This window comes from Burkholderia contaminans (assembly GCF_029633825.1).
GTDB classification, from domain to species: domain Bacteria; phylum Pseudomonadota; class Gammaproteobacteria; order Burkholderiales; family Burkholderiaceae; genus Burkholderia; species Burkholderia contaminans.
On record NZ_CP090641.1, the window covers coordinates 2,734,332 to 2,751,784 of the forward strand.

Here is a 17,453-nt window from a genome sequence, read left to right on the forward strand (position 1 = left end):
GTTTTTGTGTTGACGCCCTTATGGCGGGCGTCGGATTCACGTTTCCTTCCCGGGTGAAAGATGAGTTTGAAAGAGCAGATCAGCGAAGACATGAAGGCCGCGATGCGCGCGAAGGAAAGCGAGCGCCTGGCAACGATTCGCCTGCTGATGGCCGCGATCAAGCAGCGCGAAGTCGACGATCAGATCACCCTCGACGACGCGGGCATCACGGCCGTGATCGACAAGATGATCAAGCAGCGCAAGGATTCGATCAGCCAGTTCCAGGCAGCCAGCCGTGACGACCTCGTCGCGAAAGAGCAGGCCGAACTGGTCGTGCTGAGCGGCTACATGCCCGAGCAGCTGTCGGAAGCCGAGGTGGCTGCCGAAGTCCAGGCAGCGGTCGCGCAGACGGGCGCCGCCGGCCCGCAGGACATGGGCAAGGTAATGGGCGTGCTGAAGGGCAAGCTCGCAGGCCGCGCCGACATGACGGCGATTTCCGCGCTGGTCAAGGCCGCGCTCACGAAGTAACACCTGTTTCCCCGGCGCGCCGTGCGTGCGCCGGGGTGTCGTATTGTCTTTTTTCGCTCGATCCCACGGTGATTCCGCATTCGTTCCTGCAGGATTTGCTGAACCGCGTCGATATCGTCGACGTGGTGGGCAAGTACGTGCAGCTCAAGAAGGGCGGCGCCAATTTCATGGGACTGTGCCCGTTCCATAACGAGAAGAGCCCGTCGTTTACCGTCAGCCCAACCAAGCAGTTCTATCACTGCTTCGGTTGCGGGGCTCACGGCACGGCGATCGGCTTTCTGATGGAACACGCGGGGCTCACGTTCCCGGAGGCTGTGCAGGATCTCGCGCAGTCCGTCGGGCTGACCGTGCCGCACGAGCCGTCGATGCGTGGCGGCGGCGGAGGCGGTGGCGGCGACTATCCAGCGCCGGTGTCGAAATCGGTCGCAACCGCGCTGTCCGATGCGATGACCGCCGCGTGCGACTACTACCGCAAGCAGTTGCGCGGCGCGACCGTCGCGATCCAGTACTTGAAGAACCGGGGCCTGACCGGCGAGATTGCCGCGCGCTTCGGGCTCGGCTATGCGCCGGACGGCTGGCAGAACCTCGAAGCCGCGTTCCCCGACTATCGCGACGAGTCGCTCGTCGAGGCGGGGCTCGTGATCGTCAGCGAGAAGACCGATGCGCAGGGCGTCGCGCGCCGCTACGACCGGTTCCGCGAGCGGATCATGTTCCCGATCCGCAACGTGAAGGGGCAGGTGATCGGCTTCGGCGGCCGCGTGCTCGGCAGCGGTGAGCCGAAGTACCTGAACTCGCCCGAGACCCCGCTGTTCAACAAGGGCAGCGAGCTGTACGGCCTGTTCGAGGCGCGGCTCGCGATTCGCGAGCGCAAGTACGTGCTGGTCGTCGAAGGCTACATGGACGTCGTCGCGCTCGCCCAGCTCGGGTTCCCCAACGCGGTCGCGACGCTCGGCACCGCGTGCACGCCGATTCACGTGCAGAAGCTGCTGCGCCAGACCGACACGGTCATTTTCAGTTTCGACGGCGATTCGGCCGGGCGGCGAGCGGCCCGGCGCGCGCTCGAGGCTTGCCTGCCGCATGCGGGGGACAACCGCACGATCCGGTTCCTTTTTCTGCCGGCCGAGCACGATCCGGACAGCTACGTGCGCGAATTCGGCGCGGACGCGTTCTCCGAGCAGGTCGAGCGCGCGATGCCGCTGTCACAATTTTTGCTGAACGAAGCAATTTCCGGCAAGGCGCTCGATCAGCCGGAAGGCCGCGCGAAGGCGCTGTTCGATGCGAAGCCGTTATTGCAGGCGCTCCCCGCGAACGCGTTGCGCGCGCAGATCATGCACATGTTCGCCGACCGCCTCGACATTCCGTTCGAAGAGGTTGCGGGGCTGTCCGACGTCGATACGCGGATCGCGGCACCGCCGCGCCAGGCGCCTGCGCGCAGCGAGCGGCGCCGCGTGACGGACAGCGAAAAGCGCGCATTGCGCACGCTGGTGATGCATCCGCGCATCGCGTCGCAGCTCGACGATGAGCAACTGGCGACCCTGCGCGCGTTGCCGCGCATCGGCGAACTGTTCGCGGAAGTCGTCGATCATGCGCGCGCGCTGGGCGACGGCGCGGAGTTCCGGCTGCTGTCGGATGTGCTGCGGACGTCCTCGAATGGAGCGACTTACGAGGAAATCTTCCGCGAAATTCTGGACTATGATGAAAACGTCCGTGATTTGCTGTTACAGAATCCGGAAGACGAGACGGTGCCCGAGCGGCAGCGTGAACAGGAACGGATCGCGGCGGAGGAACTGCAGGCGGCGGTGCTCAAGATGCGTTACGACGCCTGCTGCGACCGGCTTGACAGGCTGGCGCGGCAATCCACCTTCACACCCGAGGAATTGGCCGAATTGACGGAATTGAACCAGCAGCGAACCGACATGAAGCGTCGGCTCGGGCTGTAGGCGGCAGGGGAGCTTAGAGAGGGCTCCCCAGCGTGCTATAATATAAGGTTTCCAGCGGTTTGTTTTCCAAGCAAAGGCGAGAATCGCGATGGCAAAGACGACAGGCGGAAAGAAAGCAACAGGCAAGGGCTCGACGGAGCCGACCAAAAAGGTCACAGCGGCCAAGTCTGCTTCTTCCACCAGGACAACGTCTTCAGCCACGTCAGCTTCTGCAGGAAAGAAAACCGCGGCCGGCACTGCTCAGGCTGCGCCGGCGCCGGCAGCCAGAACACGGGCTGCCGCCAGACCCGACTCCGGGCCGGCCAAGCCGGCGGCGAAGCGGGCAAGTGCGAAAAGCGCAAGGGACACGACTGCCGCCGCGGACGAAACGGCAGTACGTACTACTCATGCACCCACGGTTCAACCGGCTGTCGTCCAGCAGCCGCGAGTCGATATAGCCGGTACGGCGAACTCCATGACCAAAAAGCTGAACGAAGTATCCGTCGAAGACGACGCAAATCAGAGCGACGAGCAGCCCGCAGCAGCAGCGGCTGCACCGGGCAAATCCAAGGTGCGCGATCGTCGCGCCAAGGAAAAGGCGCTACTGAAGGAAGCGTTCGCGACGAGCACGCCGGGTACGGCCGAGGAGCTCGAAGAGCGCCGCGTGAAACTGCGCGCGCTGATCAAGCTCGGCAAGGAGCGCGGCTTCCTCACGTACGCCGAAATCAACGACCACCTGCCGGACAACTTCACCGAGACCGAAGCCCTCGAGGGCATCATCGGCACGTTCAACGACATGGGCGTGGCGGTCTACGAGCAGGCGCCGGACGCGGAAACGCTGCTCCTGAACGACAACGCGCCCGCCGCGTCGTCGGACGATGAAGTCGAAGAGGAAGCGGAAGTCGCGCTGTCCACCGTCGATTCGGAATTCGGCCGCACGACCGATCCGGTCCGGATGTACATGCGCGAGATGGGCACGGTCGAGCTGCTCACGCGCGAAGGCGAAATCGAGATCGCGAAGCGGATCGAGGACGGCCTGCGCCACATGGTGATGGCCATCTCCGCGTGCCCGACGACGATCGCCGACATCCTCGCGATGGCCGAACGCGTCGCGAACGAAGAGATCCGCGTCGACGAACTCGTCGACGGCCTGCTCGATCCGAATGCTTCGGACTCCGCCGATACCGACGGTTTCTCCGCGAAGGAAGCGGAAGCCATCGAGAACGAGGACGAGGAAGCCGAAGAGGAAGAGGAAGAAGAGGAAGAGGAGGAGGACGACGGTGCCGCGCAGGCATCGGCCAACGCCGCCCAGCTCGAAGCCCTCAAGCGTGCGTCGCTCGAGAAGTTCTCGCAGATCAGCGAGTGGTTCGACAAGATGCGCCGCGCATTCGAAAAGGAAGGCTACAAGTCGAAGGCCTACCTGAAGGCGCAGGAAACGATCCAGAGCGAGCTGATGACGATCCGCTTTACCGCGCGTACCGTCGAACGCCTGTGCGACACGCTGCGTGCGCAGGTGGACGAAGTGCGTCAGGTCGAACGCCAGATCCTGCACATCGTCGTCGACAAGTGCGGCATGCCGCGCTCGGAGTTCATCGCGCGCTTCCCGGGCAGCGAGACCGATCTCGACTGGGCCGAGAAGATCATGGCCGAAGGCCATTCGTACAGCGCGGTGCTGTCGCGCAACATCCCGGCGATCCGCGAACAGCAGCAGCGCCTGCTCGACCTGCAGGCGCGCGTCGTGCTGCCGCTGAAGGACCTGAAGGAAACCAACCGCCAGATGGCGGCCGGCGAACTGAAGGCGCGCCAGGCGAAGCGTGAAATGACCGAGGCGAACCTGCGTCTCGTGATCTCGATCGCGAAGAAGTACACGAACCGCGGCCTGCAGTTCCTCGACCTGATCCAGGAAGGCAACATCGGCCTGATGAAGGCGGTGGACAAGTTCGAATACCGTCGCGGCTACAAGTTCTCGACCTATGCGACGTGGTGGATCCGTCAGGCCATCACGCGCTCGATCGCGGACCAGGCGCGCACGATCCGTATTCCGGTTCACATGATCGAGACGATCAACAAGATGAACCGCATCTCGCGGCAGATCCTGCAGGAAACCGGTCTCGAGCCGGATCCGGCAACGCTCGCCGAGAAGATGGAGATGCCGGAAGACAAGATCCGCAAGATCATGAAGATCGCGAAGGAGCCGATCTCGATGGAAACGCCGATCGGTGACGACGACGATTCCCATCTCGGCGACTTCATCGAGGACACCAACACGGTCGCGCCGGCGGATGCCGCGCTGCATGCGAGCATGCGCGACGTCGTGAAGGACGTGCTCGATTCGCTGACGCCGCGCGAGGCGAAGGTGCTGCGGATGCGCTTCGGTATCGAAATGAGCACCGATCACACGCTCGAGGAAGTCGGCAAGCAGTTCGACGTCACGCGTGAGCGGATCCGTCAGATCGAGGCCAAGGCGCTGCGCAAGCTGCGTCACCCGAGCCGTTCCGACAAGCTGAAGTCGTTCCTCGAAGGGAACTGATTTCCAGCGTCTCTTGCGAACGCCGCCGGTATCCGCGTGATGCCGGTGGCGTTTCTCTCCTTTGTTGTTACAATGCCGGCCCGGCTTCTTCGTCGGGGCAGCGTGTGACACGCTTCGCTTCTCATCAGGGCTTGTAGCTCAGCGGTTAGAGCAGTCGACTCATAATCGATTGGTCGCGGGTTCGAACCCCGCCGGGCCCACCAGATTTCATGCGCGCGTTCGCGTAGCATGCCGAAAACCCGCGATGGCTTCATGCGTCGCGGGTTTTTCTTTGCGGGCACGCGTGACCCATGTGGTGATCAGGAAGTACCGAGAGGGTGCCGCGCGACCGTCAATCGAAGTATGCTGTAGCGCGGCCGTTCCACGCGCGACACCGGTTGCGGCCGAAGGAAAACCAGACAGCCCCGCGATCCATCCGGCGGCGAAAATAAACAGCTTCGGCCGGGAGTGGGACGGCAATCATGACCATGCTGCGTTCGTGGGGTGCGCTTCTTTCGTTGCTGGCGCTCGTTGCATGCGCGAGCCTGCCGCCGCAGGCCGAGCGCGCGCAGACGCACGCATACACCGATACCGACGACACGCGGCTGGGTGTCGCGTTCCGGCAGCAGGCCGGTACGCATCCGGGGCAGGACGCGTTTCATCTGCTGACCGATCCGGTCGATGCGCTGGATGCGCGCGTGTTGCTGGCCGATCGCGCGGACCGCTCGATCGACCTTCAGTACTACATCTGGCATGACGACCTGACCGGGCACGAACTGGCCGACGCGATCATCCGCGCGGCCGATCGCGGCGTGCGCGTCCGTGCGCTGCTCGACGACCTCGGCACGAACGCGGGCGATCGCAAACTGCTCGAGATCAGCTCCCATCCGAACATCGAGATCCGGCTCTTCAACCCGGTTGCCACGCGCCGGTTCAAGAAAATCGGCACCGTGTTCGAGTTCTCGCGCGTCAACCGGCGCATGCACAACAAGGCGATGATCGCGGACAACCAGGCGGCGATCGTCGGTGGCCGCAATATCGGCGACGAGTATTTCGGCGCATCGTCGATGCTGGAGTTTGGCGATCTCGACGTCGTCGTTCACGGCCCGGTCGTGAAGGACATCTCGACCGAATTCGATACGTTCTGGAATTCCCCGTACGCGTATCCGATCAGCGCGCTGGTCGGGCATGACGCGGCGCCGGGCGGGCTGGACCGCGAGCGCGAACGGTTGCGCGACTACCTGAGGGCCATGGAAGACAATCCGTACGTGCTCGAGGCCAGGCAGCGGCTCGACCGGATCGTTCATGGGCAGGGCACGGAACTGTCGTGGGGGCACGCGACGGTGCTGTACGACGATCCATCGAAGATCGCACACGCGCCGAAGGACAGCGACGGACACCTGATGCCGCAGTTGCGGGCGCTCGCCTTGCAGCCCGAACATGACCTGCTGATCGTGTCGCCGTATTTCGTGCCGGGCAGGGAGGTCGTCGAGCGGCTGCGTGCGCTCACGGCGCGCGGTGTGCGCGTCACGGTGCTGACCAACTCGCTCGCGTCGACCGACGTCGCGGCCGTGCATGCCGGCTACCGGCACTACCGAAGCGATCTCGTGGCGGCCGGCGTGCGGCTATACGAGCGGCGGCCGTCGGGTGACAAGAGTATCTCGAAGCAGGTCATCATCGGGTCGTCGCGTGCGTCGCTGCATGCGAAGACCTACGTGTTCGATCACAAGAACATTTTCATCGGTTCGATGAACCTCGATCCGCGCTCGCTGAACCTCAACACGGAGATCGGCGTTTACTGCGAGAGTCCGGCGATTGCGTCGCAGGTGGCCAACGATCTGGAGGCGCGGCTCGATCGCATCGCGTGGCGGGTCGAATTGAAGCCCGATCCGGCGGGCAACGGGCGGCTCAAGTGGATTCAGACCGATTCGGACGGCACGGTCACCGAGCTCGATCACGAACCGGAAGTGTCCGCCCCGCGCCGCATGGAAGTCTGGTTTCTCGGGCTGTTTCCGATCGAGTCGCAACTGTGAGCGACGATGCCGCGCGCGGCATTCATCAACGCGTGCGGCCGTGCTGCTCGATGACGTCCGCGAACTGCATCGTCGCGGTCTCGATCGTCGTGTCGCTGAGCCCCGAGTATCCCAGCACGAAACCGTTGTACGGCCGGCCGTCGCCGACCCGATAGCTGCTCAGCGGCTGAAGCAGCACGCCGTGCGCGGTTGCGGCGCGGGCGACGTCGGTATCGTGCAGCGGCATCGCGAGATCCGCCGAAAGATGCATGCCGCCCGGGCTTTCGCGAACGCTCAGCACGGAGCCGAGGTGGCGGGCGAGTGCGGCTTCGAGGCTGCGCCGCCGTTCGGCGTACAGCGTCCTCATCCTGCGCAGGTGTCGCGCAAAGAGGCCGGTGTCGATGAATTCGGCCATCGCCAGTTGATCGGCCGAGTGGCCCCGATGGACGAGTTCGCGCAGCGTGCGGGTGAAGCGGTCGACCAGGATCGGCGGAACCACCATGAAGCCGAGCCGGAGGGCGGGAAACATCGTCTTGCTGAAGGTGCCGAGATAGCAGACCGGTGCGTCGGCATCGATGCCCTGGATCGCGGGCAGCGGCTGGCCGCCGTGGCGGAACTCGCTGTCGTAATCGTCCTCGATGATCCACGCACCGCACGCCCGTGCGCGCTCGACGAGCGCCGCGCGCCGCCGGGGGCTCATCAGTGCGCCGAGCGGGTACTGGTGCGACGGTGTCGTATAGATCAGCCTGGGCGGGCGGGTGTGCCACTGCTCGTCGGTTGGCGCCATTCCTTCGTGGTCGACCTCGATCGGCACGAGCTCCAGGCCGGTCGACCGGAATGCGGTTCGGGCGCCGTTGTAGCAGGGGTTCTCGATCCAGCCATATTCACCGGGATTTGCCAGCATGCGTGCGCACAGTTCGAGGCTGCTTTGCGTGCCGTCGGTGATGAATACCTGGCCTGTTTCGCAGCGCACGCCGCGCGAGACCCGGATGTAGGCGGCCACGGCACGCCGCAATTCGGGCAGCCCTTCGACCGGGCCATAGGCGAGCTGCGCGGGCTTGACGGCTCTCCACGCGCGCTCGATGCAACGGCGCCATTGGGCAACGGGGAATTCGTCGAGCGATGGGAGGCCGGGAATGAACGGCAACATGCGTTCGGGTTCGGGATCGACGTTCTCCAGCCCGTGCACGCGCTCGGACAATCGAGCCGGGGCCGGGCCGCGTTCGATTCCTGCACTGGAACGGCCGCACCCGTCCCATTGCGTGATCGTCCCGTTGCGCGTGGCCGCCACGAAGCCTTCCTCGGCAAGGCGCTCGTACGCATAGACCGCCGAATTGCGCGCGATACCGAGCTCGGCCGCAAGTACGCGCGTCGACACGAGCCGCGTGCCGGGCGGGATGTGCCCGTCCAGCAGCATGTTGCGCAGGCTCCGGTAGAGGGCTTCCTGCTGGCTGTGGCGCGTCGAGCCGTCTTGTCTGGAAAGCGTTGAGACGAGCAGCGCGAGATCCATGGGCTGGTTCCAGAATTTTTCGTTGAGCTGGTTCTTTTGAAGATTCGACGCGCGTCGTATCGTTCACGTTCATGTGGTGCCGGCCGGTGCGCGGGCATGTCCAGCGATCGTCACGGATAGCGGCACGCGCGTATTTTGATCGATTTGGCAAGCGACTGTCGATGGGATGATCGACAGGTCATTCGCGCATGGAAGCTGTCGCGTTCGATTCGATTAGTTTCGTAGTGCAAATATATTTGGAGTGAATGCCCGTGCTTTGCCGAAACGTGGGCTGCTCGATGCGCGCAAGGGCGCGCAAACAGGAAAACGAAACATGAAAGACCAGGCCGTCATCTCCCCCACGTCCCGCACCACCATCCGCCGCCTGCCGGAACTGGCGAGCCACGATCGCGAGATGCTTCATCGCATCGTGGACGAGGCCTACGTGTGCCACATCGCATTCGGTACGGGTGAGGACACGCACTGTATCCCGACCGCGCACTGGAGACGGGGCGATGACCTCTATATCCACGGGTCGAACGGCAGCCGGATGATCAAGGCATTGGCGGCGGGTGCACAGGCTTCGGTCGCGATGACGTTGCTGGACGGTCTCGTGTTGGCCAGGTCGGCCTTCAACCATTCGATGAATTACCGATCCGCGGTGATCTACGGGCGATTCGAGACGGTGGAGGGCAGTGCGGACAAGCTGGCGGCCCTGGATGCATTGATGGACAAGATCGCGCCCGGTCGCAAGCATGCCGCGCGGCCCGGCAACGAGAAGGAAATCAATGCGACCAGCGTGCTGCGAATTGCGCTTGCGGAAGCAGCGGTAAAAGTCAGCGATTCAATGCCGTCCGACAAGGAAGAAGATCTCGCGCTTGCTGTCTGGACGGGGATCCTGCCGCTGAAGATGACGCGCGGTGCGCCGGTCCCTGCCGAGGGCAACGTGCCGGTACCGGATTATGTCCGGAACTGGGAGGAGTAAGTTGCGCGGCAAGGCCGTGCTGCGTTCGCACGGCAACGAGACGCGTTTTTGCCGGCCGGCAGTGCGAATGCCGCGCTGCCGTCACGGCGTGCATTTCACTCGGTGCGATGCTCATGCGTCTCGTGCGGCGGATGCGACTCCGCAGGGTGCGGATGCGGTGCGGGCGCGTGCTCGGGGGCCGGTTGCCGAGGTTGCGGTGCCGCGTGTTCTCGCGGTTGCGCTTCGTTGTGCGGTGGCGCCTCTTTATGCACTTGCTGCGGAGTCTCGTTGCGTTGCTGCATGGCTTCGCGCTGCCGTTGCTGCTCCGCATCGTGTTGCTGCAACGCCTCGCGCTGCTGTTGCTCCGCTGCGTTGTGTCGCTGCATTTCCTCGCGTTGCTGCTGCTGTACGGCGTTGCGCTGTTGCATCGTGTCGCGTTGCTGCTGAGCCTCGTTGCGCTGTTGCTGCTGCTGGGCGGCTGCACGATTTTCCTGCGCGGTGTGCTCCTGCTGCATTGCCTGCTGCCGCTCCTCGCGCATCGCACCGGGCGCATGTTGTCCCGGTGCTTCGGCATGCAGTTCATTCGCCCGGTTCTGCGCGAACGCGTCCGGCGACGGCCGCGCGCCGGGGCGCGCGTCGTTCGCGCCGAAGTGCGGCATCGTCATCGGCCCGGCGCCCGGGTGTTGCTCCATGGCCTGCCCGCGCATCGGCTCTGCGCCCGGCTGCATCGTGTTGCGTTCGATCGTCGTATTCGTCGTGTTGTTGGTGACGTTGCCGCCGTAGTTGTTCGTGATTCGCGTGTTGCGGATGTTGGTGATGTTGTTGATCACGGTGGTCGACTTCGACACGTACGTGGTGTGGTTGTACACCACCGCGGGGCGCTGCCAGCCGCCATGCCAGCCGGGGCCTTCCGGACGAGGTGCGCCCCAGTTCATGCCCCATGCATGCCAGCCCCAGTCGTGGTGCCCGAAGATCGCGGCGCCGACGGCGATGCCGACGCCGAACGTGATCACGCCGGCGGTAACGATTTCGCCCGTGCTGTATGAAGGCGGCCGGTACACGTAGCCGGGGTAGGCCGAAACCGGCTCGCCGTAGACGACCGTCGGGTTGTACGACGGGACATAGACGACCTCCGGCTGTGCCGATTCGATCTCGATGGCCTGCGCGGGGGGCGGCACGATCGCCGGCCCGGCGTAGACGACGGGCGCATCGGTAGCCGGGGTATAACCGGTCGGTGCGGCCTGCGCGACTTGCGTGACCCGCATCTGGCCGCTCGAGCGGAGATGGCCGGACGTCTGCGCGCGTTGGCGCATCACCTGGATCGCGTTCATCACGTCGGTCGGATCGTTGTAGTACGCCTGGCCGAGCGACGTGGTCCAGGCCGGGTTCGACGCCATCTGCGACAGCACCGCGGGGAACGCGGTCAATGCCTTGACGGACGGATCCCACGGCTGCGTATCGGCGGCGGTTGCGAGTGCCGGTCCCTTCAACGATGGATTCTGCGTGACCCAGTTATTGGCGGCCGTGACCTGGTCCGGGTACGTTGCCCCCGCCAGCACGAGTGCGACGAGCTTGTCGGGGAACAGTGCGATCGGCGCGACCATCTGGTAGAGCTGGTCGGCAGTCGGCGGCGTGTAGGCAATGGGTGCCGACGCGGGCTGCGCCGCCGCGGCCGCGCTCGCGTCGCTGGCCGGAGCGGGGGCGCTGCTGTCGCCGTTCCTGTTGCAGGCCGAGAGGCCGAGCAGCGACACGATGAGGGACGACGCGATCAGCGTTCTGACGGGGCGGTGTGCACGTGTGTTGTTCATGTTGTTCGTTCGGTGTTGTGTCGGCGTTGGCAGGCACGCGGGCCGCGCGACCGGCTTGAGCCCGGTATCGCGACCGTTGTCGCATGCTCCGGGGGCATCGACCGGGGCAGGCGGTGAGGCCGTGTTCGCATGGTGGTCGTTCCGCGACGAATCGATATACCCAGTTAAACGCACGACACGCACGGAAGTTGTCTGCGTGTTGTGTAACAGTGTGTGTGCCTTGCAGTTCGTAAGCGGGCGGTGCTGCCGGGGTAATGAACATGAAAGTTGCTTGCGCAACGATTGCAAGGTCGGTGAGGGCGTCGTCGCACCGGGAACTGCTCCGCGACAGTAAGCGGAACGCAAAAAACCCGCGAAGGCCTTGCGGCCCTCGCGGGTTGCTCAAGCGATCACATCCGGTTCCCTGCATGCGCTGCGGTGCGCATGCGGAACCGGAGCAGTCATCGATCCATCAGCGTGCGAAATCCGACGTGCCCTGGATGAACGTGTTGAGCTTCGAGATGTTCACGCTGCCGAAGCCCGTCGTCGCGTCCCAGCCGGCCTTCGCCTTGTAGCCGTAGGTGCCGCTGCCGTTGTTGCCGGACGTGACGTCGTGCAACAGTGCCGCGTTGCTCGGGAAGTACTTGTAGAAGCTCGACGCGGGAAACCCGAGCGCATTGTTGTTGGCGGACTGCAAGCGCGCCCAGATGCCCGTGAAGATCGGCGCGGCGAGGCTCGTGCCGCCTTCGTTGTTGAGGTAGCCCGAGCCCCACAGCGTGTCGGACGTCTGGCCGTTGACGACGAGAATCGCGCCGGTGCGCAGGTCAGCGTCGAAGCCGACGTCAGGCAGCGCGCGCTTGGTCGATCCCGTGAGGCTCGACGATTGCCAAGCAGGCGCGGCTTCGTACTTGCTGTACCCGCCGCCCGTCGACCACACGGTGCCCGGCTGCCAGCTCGGATCGTTCCAGACGATCTCGCTGTTGTAGGCGTTGGTCGACGTATTGGTGAACAGCGTCGTGCCGCCCACCGCGATCACGTACGGCGACGTTGCCGGCTCGCTCACCGTGTAGGTCGAGCGCGACGGCGTGCCGCTCGCACATTCGTACGCGCCGTGGTCGCCGGCGGATACCGAGAAGGTCTGCCCCTGCGCGACTGCCTGCTTGAAGATGGTGTCGTCGGTGGCCTGCGAGCCGGTGCTGTTCGCGGACGATTCGCACACGCCGAGCGACACGTTGATCACCTTTGCGACGTTGTCGGTTACGGCCTTGTTGTACGCGGCGGTGATCGCCGTGAGCGTCATCGACGGCGCGACGTAGAACACGACCTGCTTCACGCTGCCGCCGGCCGCGCCGACGATCGACTGGCTGTCGAGGTTCCATTCAACGGTGCCGTCGGTGTCGGTGTACGAACTGCCGGACGGGCCCGTCTTCACGATGCTGCTGCTGATCGTGCCGAGGCTGTTGTTTGCGGCGAACGTATTGAGGTCGCTGACCGTCTGCGACAGGTCGCCTTCGGAGATGATGCCGACGGTGGTCTGCGAGGCGGTCGGCGTACCGTCGCCGCCGTAGATCGACGAGAATTCGGTCGGGTTGTGCGGCACCGCCGACGCGCCGGCCGGAATCGCCAGGTTGCTGGTGTTGCCTTGCGGCTGGCTGCCGGCGCCCGTATGCATCAGTTCGACGTTCTGCAGGCCCAGCACCGAACCCACGACGCCGCCGATCGCATTCGGCACCTGCGCGGCGTCGGTATTCGCGTAGACGCTGCGGCCGTTGCGCGTGAAGCGCTTGAGCGTCGTGCGGAACGCGGACTTGATGGTGGCCGCGGTGCCCGACGCGGAAACCAGCAGACGGTTCGGCGCGACCACGATGTTCACGAAGCCTTCCTTGCGCAGATGCGCGACGACCGAGGCGACCTGCTGGTCGGTCGGCGCATATTGCGCCGCGAACTGCGCCGGCGTGAGGAACTGCCGGTAGTGCGGCGAACCAGGCGTATGCAGGTCGTGCAGATACTGGTCGAGTTGCGCCTCGTTGCGCAGGTTCAGCCCGAGCACGATGTCCACCGATTCGCCCGGCGCCATCTCGACGGCTGCTGCTGCAGCGGCGGCCGTGCTCGCGGCGGGCGCCCCGGCCGTACCGGCTTCGCTTTGCTGCACGAGCGGCAGGAAACCCTTGGTGTGCGTTTCCGTCCAGCCGGCCGCAGGCGCGGCGTGGGCGGTCGCCATGCCGAACGATGCGGCGGCTGCGGCGGCGAATGCGAGTTTGACGAAGCGATTGTGCTTTTGATTCTTGTCTGCAACCTGATTCATTTGAATTACCCCTCCGGTTGAACATCGAACAGCACGAACAACAACGGTCGACAGCGGTGCGGGTCATGCACCGCCGAATTCTGTCGCACGCATGCGGATGGCACGGACGCGACAGGGCCTTTCGCCCGATCCGGAAAGGTGTTTTTTCTCCGGGGGCGAAATACGGAAAACGCGGTAACAGGAAGGCTGCGCCTCGACGCGACGCAACTGCGCCGGACGTGACGCGGGCGGGATTGCTAGAGCAACAGTTTCGTTGTCCTGCTCATTTTATTCGGTCCTTCGGCCCGCTGCCGGATGGCAGTCGTCCAATGAGATGCATCGGGATGTTGCATGCGCCGGCGCGCGAACGATACAGCCGGCGGCGAGCACTGCGGTGCGGCGGAAGCGAAAAACGTGGAGCGGAAGCGGGTGCGTCGTGAGCAATTCGTCAGATTGCATCGGACGGTATCAAGAACGAAAGCGAGGTGTCAAACTTTTTTTGATTATATGAAACTAAATTAAAGCGAATATGTGAAATGTTTTTGAAAAGATTGGCGGTGTTTTGTAATATTCGAGGCCGCCAAAGAAAGTAATTCGGAATTCGTTTTGCCGATCGTTTCTGGTTTGATGCGTAATGGGTGCAATTGGCCGATCGGGTTCGAGGCGGGACTCGAATTCCAGGGGCGTGCCGGAGAATGACCAATCAGCGGGCGGCGGCACGCGAAGCATGAAGTCGCGAAGTGTCCGACGTTGCGCATGTCGGCCGAGTCAACGAGGATCGAACCTGACGTGAGTCGCGCCTTTCTTTGCCCGGTATGGAATCGGTCAGCCCGATCCGGGCCGGATCGTGTTCTACCGGCTGCTCGACGAGTTTTTCTGATACCTCGGGGCTCGCGGGTGATGCACGAAACAGATTTTCTGTCCCGCGCATCATCCTTTTTCGTAGTACTCCTGCTTTTCAGGCGAAAATTTTCACGTTCTCTACGTATCTCCTTCGTCAGTCGCGCTCGCGCCCTGTGTAGGCGAAACGGAGGCCGTCGCCGAGCGTGCACTGGAAGACCTGGGCCGGCGCGACCGGCTGATACGTCGTTGGTGAAAGCGAGCGCACCGTCACGGTCGCGCTTTCATCCTGCATGACGCGGTACTGGATCAGCTCCAGCACCGGCGAGCCGCTGGGCTGGACGGTAAGGTGCTGGTTGGCGAATGCGAGCGTATTGCCACCGACTTCCATGAAGTCGCGTATCGCGAAGCCGCCCGATACGGTGGGCACCGTTACCTTCGCTTGAGCCGGCTGCGCGTTCTGGCACTGGGTCGGTGAAAAGATTGCAGTCACGGTCACGCCGGCAAACAGCCGCGTGCGCAACTGTCGATACGAATTGACGTTGTCAGGCTGGGGGCTCGCGGCTGTTGCCGCGAGACTGGTTGCCGCACCCGCGGCAACAAGAACAATGGCGAAGCGATTCAGCATTTTCCTGTCTCCGTGCGATGAAACCACGGGCACGATAGCACGGTGCGCAGGCATTATTCAGACGGTTCGGTCACGGCAGCTACTGCCTCGCACCTGCATGCCGCAGCGCGTCAGCGGCTTCCGTGTTGTCGTGCGACCGCGCGAGCTGCAGCAGCGACTGGCCGCGCCGATCGACATGATTCGGATTCGCGCCACGCGCGACGAGGAGCGGAATCAGGTCGAAACGATTGAACAGCGTGGCGAATCCCAGTGCGGTTTCTCCGGCGCCGTTCGTCTGGTCGATCGGGCATGGCGTGTCGATCAGGCGCCGCGCGATGTCCGGTTCGTTCCTGAAGAGGGCGCCCATCAGCGCCGTGTTGCCGTGACGGTCACCGGTGCACGCGTTGGCGCCGGCCGACAGCAGATAGTCGAGCGCGGCGGGCTGGCCGTCGTAGGACGCGAGTATCACGGCCGTATAGCCGTGGCTGTCGGTGGCGTCGACGGGATAGCCGGCTTCGTGCAATGCGCGCAGGATGTCGACGCGTCCGACACGGGCGGCGTCGAACCAGTCGCCGTCGTAGCGGCGCAGCGCGGCAGGGTCGGCCGGCGAGTATGCCGGCTGGTCGGGAAGGTGTGCGCAACCGGTGATTGCGGCCAGAGCCAGGACCGTTGCGGTCGCGCGGATCGCGTGTGTCAGGCGTTTGGATTGCATGAGGATGTCCTGATGAGGGGAGGGTCGACGTGCGTGGTACAACCCCGCACGTCGACGGCAACCTGAATCGCGGGATCAGTTCTCGCTCAGCTTTGCGGCGAGCGCTTGCACTTGCCCGACGTCGGCGTGAACGGCCTGCGCGAGACGCGTGCCGTAGTCGGCATCGGCCTTGTAGAAGTACGACAGCATCGCGTACTGGTTGTGCGCGTTCGTCACCTTGCCGAGATCACCGGACAGCGCAGTGATCAGGTCGTCCTTGTCCTGCTGCGACAGGCCGCGGTAGTACTCGCCTGCCTGGCGGAACCTCAGCTTCTTGTGGATCGCTTCCTGCTGCGTCGTGCCGTTGAGCGCCGTGCGAACGGATTTGTACTGCGGATCCGGTGCGAGTTCATGCAGCGTGGACGGTTCGTAGTTCACCTCGCCCTTGCGGTCGCCGGCGTTCATCTTGCCGTCCTGGTTGTTGTTGGCCACCGGCACGACGGGCCGGTTGATCGGCAGGTCCATGTAGTTCGCGCCGAGCCGGTACATCTGCGTGTCGGCGTACGCGAACAGCCGGTCCTGCAGCATCCGGTCTTCGGACGGTTCGATGCCGGGCACGAGCCGCGACGGCGCGAACGCCGATTCCTCGGTCGACTGGAAGTAGTTGTCGGGCACGCGGTTCAGCGTCATCGTGCCGATCTTGCGCTCGGGCACACCGGCCCACACCTTCGTGTCGTCCAGCGCATCGAAGTCGAAACGGTTCAGGTCCTGCGGCGTGAGCACCTGCACGTACAGATCCCACTTCGGGAAGTCGCCTTGCTTGAGTGCGCCGTACAGGTCGTTCGTCATCATGTTCCAGTCGCGCCCGATCGATGCGTCGATCTCTTGCGGACGCAGTCCGTGCACGCCTTGCTGGCTTTTCCAGTGGAACTTCACGTAGTGCACGTCGCCGCGCGCATTGACGAACTTGAACGCATGCACCGCGAAGCCGTCCATGTGACGATACGAATCGGGCATGCCCGCATTCGTGTACAGCATCGTCAGCATGTGCGTCGCTTCGGGTGTATGCGCGAAGAAGTCGAATGCGAGGTTTGGATCCTGCACGCCGGTCACGGCGCTCGGCTTGTTCGCGTGAACGAAGTCGGGGAACTTGATGCCGTCGCGAATGAAGAACACGGGCCAGTTGATGCCGACCATGTCCCAGTTGCCCTGTTGCGTATAGAACTTCACCGCGAAACCGCGCGGATCGCGCGCCTGTTCAGGTGAGCCGCGATAGCCCATCACGGTGGAGAAGCGCACGAACACGGGTGTGCGGGTACCGGGCGTGAAGACCTTCGCTTTTGTCAGGTTCGAGATGTCGGCGGTGGGCACGAACTCGCCGAATGCGCCGGTGCCGCGTGCATGCACGACACGTTCAGGAATGCGCTCGCGATCGAAGCGCTGCAGTTTCTCGATGAGTGCGGAGTCTTGCAGGAGTACGGGGCCGGCAGGGCCCGCCGTCTGCGAATTCTCGTTGTCGCCGACGGGGGCACCCGTGTCTCGCGTGAGTTCGGCGGCATGGGGGGACGCGGAAAGTGCAACGCAGATCGCAGCGATTGCGTGTCTCAGCACGCGATGGGAGGATGAGGACATGACGATGGAACTCCTTGAATCCGATCGGTGGTGGGGAAGCCGACTGAATTAGAAGAGATCGTCAGACGATTGGCTAATTGATATTGGATATGTTTCCGATAGCGGCGGCGTCGATGCGGCGTGAGCGCGGCTTTCATCGGCGCAGACGATGAATATTGTTGCGTGCGCAATGGGGTTGTTGCGTCGCGCATCGTGAAGCGGGCCGTGAGCGT

11 protein-coding genes and 1 tRNA gene are annotated in these 17,453 nt (G+C 64.0%); 6 read left to right on the forward strand and 6 right to left on the reverse strand.

Annotation, left to right across the window (positions count from 1 at the left end):
* The first annotated feature begins 60 nt into the window (after positions 1 to 60).
* The 5 genes from LXE91_RS29985 to LXE91_RS30005 all read left to right on the forward strand — a co-directional run bounded on the left by LXE91_RS29985 (position 61) and on the right by LXE91_RS30005 (position 6,968).
* Positions 61 to 507 (forward strand): GatB/YqeY domain-containing protein, encoded by a 447-nt coding sequence (locus LXE91_RS29985; RefSeq protein WP_039358132.1) that lies wholly within the window; start codon positions 61 to 63, stop codon positions 505 to 507.
* Positions 508 to 575: 68 nt separating this feature from the next.
* On the forward strand, positions 576 to 2,447 hold the full coding sequence (dnaG, locus tag LXE91_RS29990) for a DNA primase (RefSeq protein WP_039358135.1): 1,872 nt from the start codon (positions 576 to 578) through the stop codon (positions 2,445 to 2,447).
* A gap of 88 nt (positions 2,448 to 2,535) precedes the next feature.
* Positions 2,536 to 4,956 (forward strand): RNA polymerase sigma factor RpoD, encoded by a 2,421-nt coding sequence (gene rpoD, locus LXE91_RS29995; RefSeq protein WP_076841379.1) that lies wholly within the window; start codon positions 2,536 to 2,538, stop codon positions 4,954 to 4,956.
* A gap of 127 nt (positions 4,957 to 5,083) precedes the next feature.
* A tRNA-Ile gene (locus tag LXE91_RS30000) sits at positions 5,084 to 5,159 on the forward strand.
* A 258-nt stretch (positions 5,160 to 5,417) separates the two neighbouring features.
* Positions 5,418 to 6,968 (forward strand): phospholipase D family protein, encoded by a 1,551-nt coding sequence (locus tag LXE91_RS30005; protein ID WP_046544090.1) that lies wholly within the window; start codon positions 5,418 to 5,420, stop codon positions 6,966 to 6,968.
* A 25-nt stretch (positions 6,969 to 6,993) separates the two neighbouring features.
* On the opposite strand, the gene pdxR is transcribed toward LXE91_RS30005, so the two are convergent.
* On the reverse strand, positions 6,994 to 8,457 hold the full coding sequence (gene pdxR, locus LXE91_RS30010; protein ID WP_039358145.1) for a MocR-like pyridoxine biosynthesis transcription factor PdxR: 1,464 nt from the start codon (positions 8,455 to 8,457) through the stop codon (positions 6,994 to 6,996).
* A 313-nt stretch (positions 8,458 to 8,770) separates the two neighbouring features.
* On the opposite strand from pdxR, the gene LXE91_RS30015 reads away from it, so the two are divergent.
* Positions 8,771 to 9,421, forward strand: a complete 651-nt coding sequence (locus LXE91_RS30015; protein ID WP_039358148.1) for a pyridoxamine 5'-phosphate oxidase family protein — start codon at positions 8,771 to 8,773, stop codon at positions 9,419 to 9,421.
* 95 nt (positions 9,422 to 9,516) lie between these two features.
* Here LXE91_RS30015 and LXE91_RS30020 read toward each other — a convergent pair whose 3' ends face one another.
* The 5 genes from LXE91_RS30020 to LXE91_RS30040 all read right to left on the reverse strand — a co-directional run bounded on the left by LXE91_RS30020 (position 9,517) and on the right by LXE91_RS30040 (position 17,241).
* Entirely contained in the window at positions 9,517 to 11,208 is a 1,692-nt protein-coding gene (locus LXE91_RS30020) for a DUF3300 domain-containing protein (protein WP_039358150.1), read from the reverse strand.
* A gap of 451 nt (positions 11,209 to 11,659) precedes the next feature.
* Positions 11,660 to 13,492: a S53 family peptidase gene (locus LXE91_RS30025; RefSeq protein ID WP_039358153.1), complete on the reverse strand. Its 1,833-nt coding sequence runs from the start codon at positions 13,490 to 13,492 to the stop codon at positions 11,660 to 11,662.
* Between the two features lie 976 nt (positions 13,493 to 14,468).
* Entirely contained in the window at positions 14,469 to 14,939 is a 471-nt protein-coding gene (locus LXE91_RS30030) for a VirK family protein (protein WP_039358156.1), read from the reverse strand.
* A gap of 79 nt (positions 14,940 to 15,018) precedes the next feature.
* On the reverse strand, positions 15,019 to 15,630 hold the full coding sequence (locus tag LXE91_RS30035) for an ankyrin repeat domain-containing protein (RefSeq protein WP_039358159.1): 612 nt from the start codon (positions 15,628 to 15,630) through the stop codon (positions 15,019 to 15,021).
* Between the two features lie 75 nt (positions 15,631 to 15,705).
* Positions 15,706 to 17,241 carry a catalase gene (locus LXE91_RS30040; RefSeq protein ID WP_039358161.1) on the reverse strand — a complete coding sequence of 512 codons (1,536 nt, stop codon included), beginning with the start codon at positions 17,239 to 17,241 and terminating at the stop codon, positions 15,706 to 15,708.
* Positions 17,242 to 17,453 lie beyond the last annotated feature (212 nt).

Excerpts from the sequence above, each read along its gene's own strand:
- LXE91_RS30030 (WP_039358156.1), bottom strand. The coding sequence starts at position 14,939 with ATGCTGAATCGCTTCGCCATTGTTCTTGTTGCCGCGGGTGCGGCAACC.
- LXE91_RS30035 (WP_039358159.1), bottom strand. The coding sequence starts at position 15,630 with ATGCAATCCAAACGCCTGACACACGCGATCCGCGCGACCGCAACGGTC.
- LXE91_RS30015 (WP_039358148.1), top strand. The coding sequence starts at position 8,771 with ATGAAAGACCAGGCCGTCATCTCCCCCACGTCCCGCACCACCATCCGC.
- LXE91_RS30025 (WP_039358153.1), bottom strand. The coding sequence starts at position 13,492 with ATGAATCAGGTTGCAGACAAGAATCAAAAGCACAATCGCTTCGTCAAA.
- LXE91_RS30005 (WP_046544090.1), top strand. The coding sequence starts at position 5,418 with ATGACCATGCTGCGTTCGTGGGGTGCGCTTCTTTCGTTGCTGGCGCTC.
- rpoD (WP_076841379.1), top strand. The coding sequence starts at position 2,536 with ATGGCAAAGACGACAGGCGGAAAGAAAGCAACAGGCAAGGGCTCGACG.
- LXE91_RS30040 (WP_039358161.1), bottom strand. The coding sequence starts at position 17,241 with ATGTCCTCATCCTCCCATCGCGTGCTGAGACACGCAATCGCTGCGATC.
- LXE91_RS29985 (WP_039358132.1), top strand. The coding sequence starts at position 61 with ATGAGTTTGAAAGAGCAGATCAGCGAAGACATGAAGGCCGCGATGCGC.
- pdxR (WP_039358145.1), bottom strand. The coding sequence starts at position 8,457 with ATGGATCTCGCGCTGCTCGTCTCAACGCTTTCCAGACAAGACGGCTCG.
- LXE91_RS30020 (WP_039358150.1), bottom strand. The coding sequence starts at position 11,208 with ATGAACAACACACGTGCACACCGCCCCGTCAGAACGCTGATCGCGTCG.